The 12,430-nt window shown below is 71.7% G+C and carries 8 protein-coding genes and 1 pseudogene; 2 read left to right on the forward strand and 7 right to left on the reverse strand.

Features of this window, described 5'->3' with window-relative positions; all coding sequences use genetic code 11:
• Position 1: 1 nt before the first annotated feature.
• Positions 2–1,003 carry a DUF4037 domain-containing protein gene (locus CHC05_RS01235; RefSeq protein ID WP_089243723.1) on the reverse strand — a complete coding sequence of 334 codons (1,002 nt, stop codon included), beginning with the start codon at positions 1,001–1,003 and terminating at the stop codon, positions 2–4.
• A 33-nt stretch (positions 1,004–1,036) separates the two neighbouring features.
• Here CHC05_RS01235 and CHC05_RS01240 point away from each other — a divergent pair, with 33 nt between their 5' ends.
• Together CHC05_RS01240 and CHC05_RS01245 are read left to right on the forward strand one after the other, a co-directional pair.
• Positions 1,037–1,681 (forward strand): DUF899 domain-containing protein, encoded by a 645-nt coding sequence (locus CHC05_RS01240; RefSeq protein WP_089243725.1) that lies wholly within the window; start codon positions 1,037–1,039, stop codon positions 1,679–1,681.
• Complete coding sequence (locus CHC05_RS01245) at positions 1,682–2,203, forward strand: GNAT family N-acetyltransferase (protein WP_089243729.1); 522 nt, start codon at positions 1,682–1,684, stop codon at positions 2,201–2,203.
• Here the strand turns inward: CHC05_RS01245 and CHC05_RS01250 are convergent.
• The 6 genes and pseudogenes from CHC05_RS01250 to CHC05_RS01275 form a co-directional block, all read right to left on the reverse strand.
• Positions 2,166–2,849: a response regulator gene (locus CHC05_RS01250; protein ID WP_089243731.1), complete on the reverse strand. Its 684-nt coding sequence runs from the start codon at positions 2,847–2,849 to the stop codon at positions 2,166–2,168. The genes CHC05_RS01245 and CHC05_RS01250 overlap by 38 nt on opposite strands.
• 923 nt (positions 2,850–3,772) lie before the next feature.
• A pseudogene (locus CHC05_RS01255) lies at positions 3,773–6,301 on the reverse strand (sensor histidine kinase); the annotation flags it as partial.
• Between the two features lie 305 nt (positions 6,302–6,606).
• On the reverse strand, positions 6,607–7,134 hold the full coding sequence (locus CHC05_RS01260) for a 2'-5' RNA ligase family protein (RefSeq protein ID WP_089244654.1): 528 nt from the start codon (positions 7,132–7,134) through the stop codon (positions 6,607–6,609).
• Positions 7,135–7,699: 565 nt separating this feature from the next.
• Positions 7,700–8,275 carry a hypothetical protein gene (locus CHC05_RS01265; RefSeq protein ID WP_089244656.1) on the reverse strand — a complete coding sequence of 192 codons (576 nt, stop codon included), beginning with the start codon at positions 8,273–8,275 and terminating at the stop codon, positions 7,700–7,702.
• Positions 8,276–8,304: 29 nt separating this feature from the next.
• Positions 8,305–9,759, reverse strand: coding sequence for a hypothetical protein (locus CHC05_RS01270; RefSeq protein ID WP_089243733.1), 1,455 nt, complete (start codon positions 9,757–9,759; stop codon positions 8,305–8,307).
• 847 nt (positions 9,760–10,606) lie between these two features.
• Positions 10,607–12,337, reverse strand: a complete 1,731-nt coding sequence (locus CHC05_RS01275) for a glycoside hydrolase family 10 protein (protein WP_089243735.1) — start codon at positions 12,335–12,337, stop codon at positions 10,607–10,609.
• Positions 12,338–12,430 lie beyond the last annotated feature (93 nt).

Below are 12,430 nucleotides of genomic sequence, written 5' to 3' on the forward strand. Positions count from 1 at the left end.
CTTAACGGTCGTTCGGGCCGAGCCCCGCACCGTTCAGCCCGCGCGCCGCGGCCCGGGCGCGTCCGACATGTGACAGCACGTCCGTGCTGTCCACCCACTGGTCGACGGCACCGGTCCTGGGTTGCCACGGCGTGAGCGCGTCGGCGAACCTCGCCGCGCCCAGGACCATGATCGGCCGGTCGTGGAACGGCCTCGGGGTGGGGTCCTCGGCGGTGCCGAAGATCTCGTTGGTGCGCTCCCCCGCCCTGGTCGCGGCTTCGAGGAGGTGGCGCTCGCGTTGGTGCCAGTCGTCGGCACCAAGGGCTGCTTGGAGGGCCGCACGCGGTGCCGTGGGGAGCTTGTCGAACGCGGTGCCGAGCCATTTGCTGTACGGCGGGTAGCGGCGCTCCAGCAGCAGGAACAGCCGCATCAGGTCGCGGGCCAGGCGGGCGGCGACGATCCGGCTGCCCAGGTCGTCGCCGAGCTCGCCGCAGCGGCCGACGAACGGCTCCTCCTGGTCGATCCTCGTCCACTGGGCGGCCACGACGTAGCGCCAGACGTCGTCCGGGTACCAGCGGAGGGCGTCGCGGGCTGCCGTGAGGCCGCCGAGGTCGTCGCGGAAGACGGCGCCGCCGGTGAACTCGGCCAGGCGCTGCGTCGGGGCCGCGAGCCAGTCGTCGGTCGTGGGGTTCGCGGGGTCCTTCATGGCCAGGCTCGCGGCGAGGTAGTCGTCGAGCGCGTCGACGGTGACGCCGATCCGCTCGCCGTGGTCGCTCGTGGGTATGCCGTGGAAGGTCTCGGGGAGCACGATTCGCTTGTGTGCTTCCGCTGCTGACTCGCGGTCCGCCACGAAGACCTGGAGGCGCGGCCCCCAGTCGTGGTCCATGGACCGTTCGGTGTCGAAGCCGAGCACGTCGGAGCCGCTGTCGACGCGGCCGGCCGCGTGCGGGACGCTTTTCAGGGCGGGCGCGACCACCTCGTCGTACAGCCGGCGACTGACCGCCAGGCCCGGCGTGAACTCCACGGCCGCCTCCCGTCGCGGGGATAGGGTTGTCGGGTGGCCCAACCCGAGATCGTGTCCCGCGAGCAGTGGCAGACCGCCCGCGATGCCCTGCTGGTCAAGGAGAAAGAGGCTACCCGGGCACTGGACGCCCTCGCGGCCCAACGGCGGCGGCTGCCGATGGTGCGGATGCCTTCGTACGCGTTCTCAGGCCCGGGCGGCGAGGTCGACCTGCGGGACCTGTTCGAAGGCCGCTCACAGCTGGTCGTCTACCAGTTCATGGACAACGGGACCGACGACGTCTGCTCCGGCTGCGCCAGCTTCACCGACAACGTCGGCCGCCTCGAACACCTGCACGCGCGCGGCGTCTCGTACGCGGTGGTCTCGAACATGCCGTTGCGGCAGTTGCTTTCCGTGCGGGGCCGGATGGAGTGGACGGTGCCGGTGTACTCGTCACGCGGCACCACCTTCAGCACCGACATCGGCGCCGGTGGCGGTTTCGCGCTGGCCGCGTTCGTCAGCGACGGCGTCGACGTGTTCCAGACCTACGTGACCAGCGGGCGCGGCGTCGACCGGCTCAGGTTCGACTTCAACATCCTGGACCTGACCGCGTACGGGCGGCAGGAGACCTGGGAGGACTCGCCGCTCGGCTGGCCGCAGACGGAGCCGTACAGCTGGTGGCGCCTGCACGACGAGTACTGAGTGTTCACCGTCCGCCCCGCCGCTGTCTCGGATGTGGACGGCCTCGTCGCGCTCCTCGGCCAGCGGGCGTTCTTCACCGAGACCCTGGCCCGTCCGCCGGCGGATGGTGTGCTCCTGGTCGGCGTCTTGGACGGCCAGCCGGTCGGTGACGTGTGGGTGTCCTTCTCCCGGGCGCCGGAGGCCGAGGTCAACCGGTACCTGCCCGGTGTGCCGATGCTGGTCCACCTCGAGGTCGTGTCGGTGCTGCGGGGTCGCGGCTACGGCACGGCTCTCGTCGGTGCGGCGGAGGACCTGGTCCGCTCTCGGGGGTATGCGCGTGTCGTGCTGGGCGTCGGCATCGACAATCCCGGCGCGCGGCGCCTTTACGAGCGGCTCGGGTACGCGGAATGGCCGCACGGTCAGATCGACACGGGCTACCACGCGACGGGCGACGACGGCGTGCGCCGGTGGCACCCGGAAACGATCACGATGCTGGTCAAGGCCCTCACGGCTGAAAGCGGTAACCCATCCCCGGTTCCGTGAGCAGGTGCCGCGGGTGACCCGGGTCGGCCTCCAGCTTGCGGCGTAGTTGAGCCATGTACTGGCGGAGATAGTTGGTCTCCGTCTGGTACTGCGGGCCCCACACGTCCTGCAGCAGTTGCCGCTGGCTGACCAGCTTGCCCGGGTTGCGCAGCAGGATCTCCAACAGGTGCCACTCGGTCGGCGTCAGGCGCACCTCGGTGGCGCCGTCCGGTGGCTCGACCGTGTGGGCCGACAGGTCCACGTTGAAGCCGCCCACCTTGACGACCGGGGTGGCGTCCGAGGTCGCGCCCATCCGCCGGGTGACCGCCCGGATGCGGGCCAGCAACTCGTCGACGCCGAAGGGCTTGGTCACGTAGTCGTCCGCACCCGCGTCGAGCGCCGCCACCTTGTCGGCACTGTCGGCGCGCCCCGACAGCACGATGATCGGGACGGTGGTCCAGCCCCGCAGGCCGCGGATGACCTCCGTACCCTCGATGTCCGGCAGGCCCAGGTCGAGCACCACCAGGTCCGGCGGCCGCGCGGCCGCCGACTTCAACGCGGTGCCGCCGTCGGCCGCGACATCCACGTCGTAGCCGCGGGCCCGCAGGTTGATCCGCATCGCCCGCAGAATCTGCGGCTCGTCATCGACAACCAGAATCCTGGTCACCGCCCACCACCCCGCGACGGCGGCGTGTCGTCACCGTCCGGCTCGTTCGCCCGCACCTGTCCCCTACCACCTTCGTCGGCGCCCGTTCCGGGCTCTTTGCTCGTTCTATCGTCGCTCGTTCGGGCGGCGCCTTCACCGTGACGCATACCGCGGTTCCGGCGCGGCCGGTCACGCCCACTCACGTGGCTGTCCACCGGGTCCTTCTCTCCGCCGGCCTCAGCACCGTCGTGGTCCCGCACGGTCCCTGCCCCCTCGTCAAAGCGTGCCCGGCCCGCGTCGCCGTCGCGGTCTCCGGGGGTTCCCGCGCTCGCGTCAACGGCGCCGCTCGCGGCACCCGCGTCACCGTGAACGCCAGCATCACCACCGCCGTCGCCTACTGCCCTGTCGACATGGACCAGGCGCCCAGCAACCGCGTCGCCGTCAGCGTCAGCTTCACCGCCGAGGTTCCCCTGGGTTTCCGCTTCCCCACCTCGGCCGCTGCTGCGCTCGGCTCCGCCTCCGCCTGCGGCGGCCGCACGGCGGACAGCGCGACCCAGCCACGAGCGACGCTCAGCGCCCGAATCGCCGTCCGCGCCTGCGGCCGCCGTACCGCCGTCAGGACTTCCATCGCCGGCCCGCGAACCAGCGCTGCCGTCACTTGCCGCGTGACGGTCGCCGTCGCCGGCAGAGTCCGTACCGCCGCCTCGGGTTCCATGACCGCCCCCGTTTCCGGCGGCATCCCGCTCGGCCAACCGCGACGGATGCACCGGCTCGGGCACCAGCCCGCGGTCCGGCCGGGCGGGCTCACCCACCGCGAGGTCCGGCGTGGCCGCCTCGCCGAGCCGCGCCGACAGCTGCGCGTCCCGGGGCCAGCGCCGCAGCCGCTCGCGGATCGCCTGGTCGGCGAGCTCGGTCGCGCGGGTCTCGGTCGGCTCGACGTCGGCCTCCGCCGACGGGAGGGCCAACACCATCGTCAGCCCACCGCCGGGCGTCGTCTCCGGCACCAGCGAGCCGCCCATCGCCTCCGCGAGGCCCCGCGACAGCGCCAGACCGAGACCGACGCCTTCGTGGTTGGTGCGGTCACCCAGCCGCTGGAAGGGCTGGAACACCCGGTCCCTGGCCTCGTCGGGGATGCCGGGCCCGCGGTCGATCACCCGCAGCTCGACCTGCCCCGCGTGCTCGCTGGCCGTGACCGTCGGCGGCCGGTCGGAGGGGCTGTAGCGGATCGCGTTCCCGATCACGTTCACCAGGATCCGCTCCAGCAGCCCCGGGTCCGCGTGCACCAGGGGCAGATCGTCCGGCATCCGCAGGACCACCGGCCGCGCCGGGGCGCCGAGCTCGTCCAACGCGTGCGGTACCGCCTCCTCGAGGCCCAGCGACGCGGTCACCACGCCCAGCGCGCCGGCCTGCAGGCGGCTCATGTCCAGCAGGTTCGCCACCAGCCGGCTCAGCTTGTCGAGCGACTCGTCCGCGGTGGCCAGCAGCTCGTCGCGGTCGTCCGGGGAGAACTCCACCTCGTCGCTGCGCAGGCTGGTCACGGCGGCCTTCGCGGACGCCAGCGGCGTACGCAGGTCGTGGCTGACCGCCGCCAGCAACGCGGTGCGCATCCGGTCGGCCTCGGCCAGCGGCAGCGCCTCGGCCGCCTGCTCGGCCAGCCGCTCCTGGCGCAGCGCGACGGCGGCCTGGGCGGCGAACGCCTCGATGACCCGCCGGTCGCTGGCCTCCAGGGTGCTGCCCCGCAAGACGAGCGCGAGGTCGTCACCGATGGGCACGTCGCTCGTACCCTCGGCCGGGGTGTGGCTCGGTCCTGCCCCATCGGTGGCGGCCACCCGCCAGGCGGTCGGGTCCCGCCGGCGCTCCGGCACGTCGACCGCGCCGGGCGCGCGCTCCAGCAACGTTACCGAGTCGAGCCCGAACATCTCGCGGAGCTGGCGCAGCAACGCCTCCAGCGGCCGGGCGCCACGCAGTACGCTGCCTGCCACGGTTGCCAGGGTCTGTGCGTCGGCACTGGCTCCCGCCGCCTCCCGGGTACGCGTGGCGGCGGTGTCGACCACGGCGCTGACGGCTATCGCGACGACGACGAAGACCGCCAACGCCAGCAGGTTCTCCGTCTCGTTGACCGTGAACTTCCGCAACGGCGGCGTGAAGAAGTAGTTGAGCAGCAGGAAGCCGGCCACGGCCGCCGCGATCGCCGGCCAGCGGCCACCCACCAACGCCACCACGACAACCGCCAGCAGGAACAGCATCATGTCACTCGCCAGTGACAAGTTGTCGATGAACGGCACCAGGATCGCGGTCAGCGCCGGCAACCCGATCAGCGCGACGAGAAACCCGGCGATCCGCCGGCTCCGCGACAGGGCCGCACCACCGCGCCGGAACCGCCGCCGGCCGAGGCCGATCTCCTCGTGGGTCACCAGGTGCACGTCGATCGGCCCGGACTGCGCGGTCGTCGTCACCCCGACCCCGGCGGAGAAGATCTGCTGCACACGCCCGCGCCGGCTGGCGCCGAGCACGAGCTGGGTGGCGTTGACCCCACGGGCGAAGTCCAGCAACGCGCGGGAGACGTCGACGCCGACCACCTGGTGGTACGTGCCACCGAGGCTCTCCACCAGCAGCCGCTGCCGTCCCAGCAGGGCGGGGTCCGCGTCGACCAGGCCGTCGCTGCGCGACACGTGCACGGCCAGCAGGTCGGCACCCTTGCTCCGGGCGGCGATCCGCGCGGCGCGGCGGATCAGCGTGTCACCCTCGCGCCCACCGGTCACCGCGACGACGACGCGCTCGCGCGCCTCCCAGGTGGTGCCGATGCCGTGTTCCTCGCGGTATCGGTCGAGCTGCTCGTCGACCTTGTCCGCGAGCCAGAGCAGCGCGAGCTCCCGCAGCGCGGTCAGGTTGCCGACCCGGAAGTAGTTGCCCAGGGCCGCGTCGATCTTCTCGGCCGGGTACACGTTCCCGTGCACCATCCGCCGCCGCAGCGCTTCGGGCGTCATGTCGACGAGCTCGACCTGGTCGGCCCCGCGTACGACGCTGTCTGGAACCGTCTCTCGCTGCACCACCCCGGTGATCTGCTCGACGACGTCGTTGAGCGACTCCAGGTGCTGGATGTTGACGGTGGATAGCACGGTGATCCCGGCGTCCAGCAGCTCCTGGATGTCCTGCCAACGCTTCTCGTTGCGGGAGCCCGGGACGTTGGTGTGGGCGAGCTCGTCGACGACGGCGACCTGCGGGTTGCGGCGCAGAATGGCGTCGACGTCCATCTCGGTGAACCGCGCGCCGCGGTAGCTCATCTCCCGCCGCGGCGTGACCTCGAGATCGTCGAGCATCTCGGCGGTGTGCGGCCGCCCGTGCGTCTCGAGAAACCCGATCACCAGGTCGGTCCCCCGCCCGGCCCGCCGCTGGGCTTCTTCGAGCATGGCAAAGGTCTTCCCGACACCGGGAGCGGCGCCGAGATAGATCCGCAACTGTCCACGAGCCATCGCGTTCAATACTCGCGCGTCGCCGGGGTCACCCGGGCCGATCTTGACGTGATTTCTACGCCCTGATGCGCGACTCAGCGCGCACCGTGCCACGGTGCGCCAGGCGTCCGGTTCGGGCCTGGCCGGTTACGCGTCACCCAGCGCGAACCGCGCGACCGTGCGCCAGGCGTCCGGTTCCGGCCCGCCGGCTACGCGTGACCCAACGCGAACCGTGCGCCAGGCATACACTCCCGGCCCGGCTGGCTACGCGTCACCTACGCGAACCGTGCCACGGTGCGCCAGGCGTCCAGTCCCGGCCCGCTCGGCTATGCGTCACCTAGCGCGAACCGTGCGACCGTACGCCAGGCGTCCGGTTCCGGCGCACCAACCATCAGCAGCACCTCGCGCGGCTCCGCCCGCAGCGGCAGGCGGGCCGCGACCGCCTCGGCCGCGGCGGTCAGGTCGGCGACCGGCACGTCGTGGCCGATCGTCAGATGAGGTACGACCTCGGTGAACTCACCCCGGTAGGGCGGGAAGTCGGGAAACCGCGCCCACAGCGCGTCGGTCAGCGCCCGGAACGGCTGGTCGGGCGTAGGCGCGAGCCACGCGACCTGCTCACCGAACCACCGGACCTGCGCGAACTCGACCTCGAACCGCGAGGTACCGGCCACGATCTCCCGGACGGCCTCCAGCAGTTCGTCGGTCACCGCCTCGGGCGGCACGAACGGATAGAGCGCGGTCACGTGCGCCGGCACTCCCCACCGCGCGGCCTGGTCGTACCGGGCGCGGTGCGCACCTACGACGTCCTCGGCCTCGGGCACCGGAACGATCAACGCGGTCTCGATCGCTTGCACGCCGCCAGTGTCGATGCCACCGACCGGAAGATCAAGAACCGCCGTCCCACGACCCAGCCAGAGCACACCCACTAGGGCATCCTAGGACGATTCCTGTCCCTGTCGTCGACGAACGGGGAACAGGGCCGCGCTCGGCGGCGGATGCCGGCCTGACCGGCTGCGGCTCGACGCCGCACTAGCCCGCGGGGCTGGTACTCCCATCGCGAGCGGGGGCCCGTGGGGCTGATTGCCCGTGGGCTGGCACTCCCATCGCGTGCGGGCCCGTGGGCTGGCACTCCCATCGCGTGCGGGCCCGTGGGCTGGCACTCCCATCGCGTGCGGGCCCGTGGGCTGGCACTCCCATCGCGTGGGCCCGTGGGGCTGGTTGCCCATGGGCTGGTGCTCCCACCGCGTGCGGGACCCGTGGGCTGGATGCCCGCGAGCTGGTGCTGCCCATCGCCCCGCCGAGGTGCTCGGCCCTTCCGACCCGCCAGCCGGCCCGGCGCTGACGCGACGGACCCGCAGTCGCATCGTTGAGCGCGCCGCTCGCGACCACCTGGAGCCGAGCCTGGGCAACGCACCGGAATCAGGGAGCCCGTACCTCCAGTACCACAGCCGTCCCGCCCACGGTGGCACCGTCGTACATGTTGATCACCTGGCCAGGCCGAACGCGCCGCCATCGCTCGGGCCGCAGCGGCGCGAGTCGCACGGGCGCTCGTCCGCCAGGCTCCAGGGAGGGCTTAAACTCCACCCAGATCCGTGCGATGTCGAGAATCGGTTCGCCGGACGGGTCGACATTTCCCACGTCCCACGGGGGTCGCGACACGCCGGCCCCGCTCATCGGCGTTCTCCGCCGTGCCTGGTCCGCCGGTCGGAGCGTGAGCTCGGCACGCACGATGCCATGCCGGGTCTCGTAGGCACGCCATTGACACCAAGCAGCACTCCTCGGGAGCAGCAGCTGTTCGGCCGCACCCGCCAGCGCTTCCCAGAACGACAGCGGAAGAGAGTCGACGTCGCCGAGTTCCTGCAGCAGGTCGACAGCCACTTCCCACTCGTCGTGGACAAGGTAGTCCCAGACATCCGCCACCGTGGGGTCGTTCGCGGTCGCGAGCTCCTCGGGAACCAACAGCGAAGCGGACTCGAGCAGCTTCGGGACGTCCATGCCGGACAAGCCGCTACTCACGAACCAGGTCAGCCACGGGCGGCTCCCCACCCGAGCAGCGCGGCGATGCCCAGCGCGCTCCGCGGCGCGTAGGCGCAGCGCCACAGCCCGCCGTGTGCCGCGTACTCCGCCTCCTCGTGCCAGACCTCCGCCGCCGGGCGTGGCGGGTTGCGTAGGTCGTGGACCAGCAGCGCCGCCATCAGCGTGTTGCTCGTCGCCGGCTCGAAGACCTCGACGCCGAAGCGGTGGGCGCCCGCGTAGGCCGCCGCCAGCGCGCGGTTCTTGACCACCGACCGGGTGCGGGTCGGCGGGGCGACGTTCATGCTGACCGTCACGCCCTCGGAGCGGGCCACCGTCGCCCGCCAGCGGTGGATGCGTTTCGCCAGCGCGTAGTTCGGGCCCTGCTGCGCCACCAACGAGTCGCAGATGCCCGGGTCGTCGCCCGGCGCGTAGTTGCGCCGCAGCATCCGACCGCCCGACACCAGCCGCAGCGGCCGGCGTAGTCGGGCGACGCCGGCCGGTGACCCGTACGCGCGTTCGCTGTGTGCCACCGCCTCGCCCGGCACGGCGAACACGTCGGTAGGCGTGGCCAGGAACGCCAGCGCCGTGTCTGGGCGTGCCTGGCGCAGGTGGCCGGTCAGCGCGTCGACCGCGGCGCTCAGCCGCACGTTGATCGCACCGTCGGCGTAGACGTAGTTGCCCAGCACCAACCGGCCGTCGAAGCTGTCGAGCCAACCCGCGACCGACCCGATGCCGTGCAGCAGGTCGGCGCCGGCCCGCTCGGCGAGCTCGCCGTCACCTTTGACCGCCGGGACGTGCAGGCGACCCGCATAACGACCCGCGGTGTCGACCAGCCGCGACCACAGCGCGGGCCGCGCCAGATCGACGGCGACCACCGGGTTGCCCCACCGCAGCAGCGACGGCACCGGGCCCATCTCAGCGCCGGCACCGAGCGCGACGACCGTCGTGCCGCCGAGGTCGAGCCAGTCGGGGTTGGCCTGCACCGCGCGGACCGCCTCGGCGCACGACGGCTCGATGACGCCCGCCGCCAGCCACGCGTCGAGCCGGCGTTTGATGCCGTCGCCGCGCAGCCGCTCCCCCCGGTAGGGCAGCGTCAGCTCCTTGTCGACCCGACCCTGCCCGCCGACCGTCGCGGTCGACAGCGGCTCGACCGGCCCCGCGAACGCCGCCGCCAACGGCTCCACCGCGCCCTCGGCCGTGCGGAACCGCATGCGCTCGTGAACCGACGCGAGCCCACCGGCGGCGATCTGCCTCGCGGCGTCTCCGCTGCCGAGACCCGCCTCGACCAGCCTGCGGAAATGCACCAGGTAGCCACGTCGCCAGTCGGTCTCGCGCTGCGCCGCCGCCGCGCCGATCGGGTCGACGCCGCGCAGCGCGTCACCGACCACCGCCCGCCCCAACGACGAGGTCAGGCCGGTGCCGCTGGCGGTGGGCGGGAAGATCACGCCGCTCGGTTCAGTCACGGGCACATCATCGCGCGACCCACCGACACTCGCACCGACAGATCCCGCCCCCAACGCCGACGCGACATCACGAATCGATATAGCAACCCGCAGTTTGCCGGGAAACCGTTGCCCGGCTCGAAAAACACCGCTACCGAGACCCGAGCGCCATCGGTACGTTCGATCCGGCGGCGCAATCGCAACAACAACGGGCAGCAGCGGGGTTCGCGAGCCAACATTCCGACTGGTGGCGTTCTGCAGACGTCCCCGTCACCCGGGACGATTCCTCTGGACCAGCCTTGAGAGTCACGCCCCAATCAGGCCACGGCTTTGAGGTTGCTCGCAACGACATCGCGCGACCCGGACCGACCCAACGGTGTGTCCTCCGGATCGCGCTCAACGGACTTCGTCTCAACGAAGCATTCCATCGCACCAACCGATGAAGGCACGCCCCAACGCAGTCACAACGCCGATTTTGCTCGCGTGACTCGGACCGGCTCAACGGTGCGTCGCCCGGATCGGGCTCCGCAGACGTTCCTGTCGACCACGCATTCCGCTGGACCAGCCTTCTGGCCCCGCGAGCCCAGCCACGACCGCTACACCTTCATGGAGGTCGCCCAGGACAAACCCCGCTCAACCCGTGCGTCGTCAAGCCCGCAGCCATGGACAAGATCGCGCCCTCTGCCGTCAGCAAGCCGTGCTGACCAGGTTGAGACAGGCGCCGCTCGCCCAATACCTCCGACGACACGTGCGACATGCCGCCCGCGAATGCCGTGTCGAGTTGGGCGAGCCGGCCCGTGAGGAAAGGAGGTGGGGTGTGGTGGGCGGTCCGCCACCTGAGCGGACCGCCCACCACGCGAGAGTCGCGTCAGACCACCGTGCAGGACGAGCCACCGACCGTGAAGGTGGTGGGCTCGCTGGTTCCGCCGGTGTGTGTGCCGTTGAAGCCGATCGTCGTGGAGCCGCCCGGCGCGAGCGTCGAGTTCCACGACAGCGGGGTCGCGGTCACCGCCTGGCCCGACTGCGACCACGTCGCCGACCAGCCCGGAGGCGTGATCGCCTGACCGCTGGGCAGCGTGAACGCCAGTGTCCAACCCGAGAGCGAGGAGGTACCCGTATTCGTCAGCACGACACCCGCCGTGAAGCCGGGGGACCCACCCCAGGGGCTGATCGTGTACGCGACCCGGCACGACGACGACGGCCCCGGCCCGCCACCGCCGGCCGTTGTCGTCACCGAGGCGACCGACGACAGCGACGACACGTTGCCGGCCGCGTCCCGGGCGCGCACCTGATAGCGGTACGTGGTCGAGGCGGCCAGACCACTGTCCACGAAGGACGCGGACGACGGCGTCCCGACGACGGCGAACGAGCCGCCGCTCGCGCCCGGAGCCCGCAGCACGTCATAGCCCGTGACACCGACCGCATCCGAGGAGGCAGTCCATGACAACGAGAGACCGGACGAGGTCACCCCCGAGGCGACCGGTGTCCCGGGCGTCGTCGGTGGCGTGGTGTCCGGATTCGGGCTGGTGCCGTCGTCGAGCGCGTCGTGGATCGCGGTGTAGGCCGGCTTCGTCGAGTAGTTCGCGTCCCAGGGCAGGGCCGCGCCCTGACCGGAGAAGGTGTCCGGCACCCACGAGTACTTGTCGGTGAAGCCCCAGATCGTGACGCCCGCGCACGCGGTCACGGCCAGGCAGCCCTGCACCACGTTGCGGTAGTACGTGGCCTGGGTGGCGTCCTTGGTGCTGTCCCGAGGCAGCTGCATACGCACGTCGAGCTCGGTGATCCGGACCTGCACACCGAGCGCGGCGAACCGGTCCAAGTTCTCGCGGAACTGCGACGGGAACCCGTACTGGATGGCGAGGTGACCCTGGAATCCCACACAGTCCACCGGCACGCCGTCGGCGCGTAGTTGGCGCACCAGGTTGTACATGGCCGTGCTCTTCGCGTTGATGCCCTCGACGTTGTAGTCGTTGATGCACAACCGCGCGTTGCTGTCGGCGGCGCGGGCGTAGCGGAACGCGTCGGCGATGTACGACGAGCCGAGGGTGTTGTACCAGAAGCTGGTGCGCATGTTGCCGTTGTCGTCGAACACCTCGTTGACGACGTCCCACGAGACGAGGGCGGCGTTGTTGGCGTAGCGGCCGACCACGGTCGCGATGTGGTCCTGCATCGCGGTTCGCATCGCGCTGGCCGACAGGCCCTGCACCCAGCCGGGCGTCTGGCTGTGCCAGACCAGCGTGTGCCCGTGTACCTGCTGGTTGTTGGCGGTCGCGAACGCCATCACCTGGTCGGCGCCGGCGAACGTGTAGTTACCGTCGGACGGTTCGGTCGAGTCCCACTTCATCGCGTTCTCGGCGGTGACCTGGTTGAACTCCGACGCGGCGACGGACCGGTACGCGGCCTCGTTGGCGAGCGGGCTGGTGCTCGCCGCGTAGCCGATGAACTTGCCGCGCGCGGCGGCGTGCACGCGCAGCGGCGCGTCGGCCGCGGCGGGCGGCGCGGCCGCGATCGGCGCGACGACCAGCGGGACCGCGAGCGCCGCGACGGCGGCGAGCACGGCCGTCCGCGCCGGGCGGGCGCCCCGGGCAGAAATGATCATGGGGATGGTTCCTCCTCACGAGAGGTATGGGCGACAGCGCGCCACGGACGACCGTCGGGTCCCGTTCGCGCCGTGCCCGCCCGGAGGACACGA

It is taken from the genome of Asanoa hainanensis (assembly GCF_900188485.1).
Lineage (GTDB): Bacteria > Actinomycetota > Actinomycetes > Mycobacteriales > Micromonosporaceae > Asanoa > Asanoa hainanensis.

Bases quoted from the DNA above. Each gene is read 5' to 3' on its own strand.
- CHC05_RS01275 (WP_089243735.1), bottom strand. From the start codon at position 12,337: ATGATCATTTCTGCCCGGGGCGCCCGCCCGGCGCGGACGGCCGTGCTC.
- CHC05_RS01265 (WP_089244656.1), bottom strand. From the start codon at position 8,275: ATGGACGTCCCGAAGCTGCTCGAGTCCGCTTCGCTGTTGGTTCCCGAG.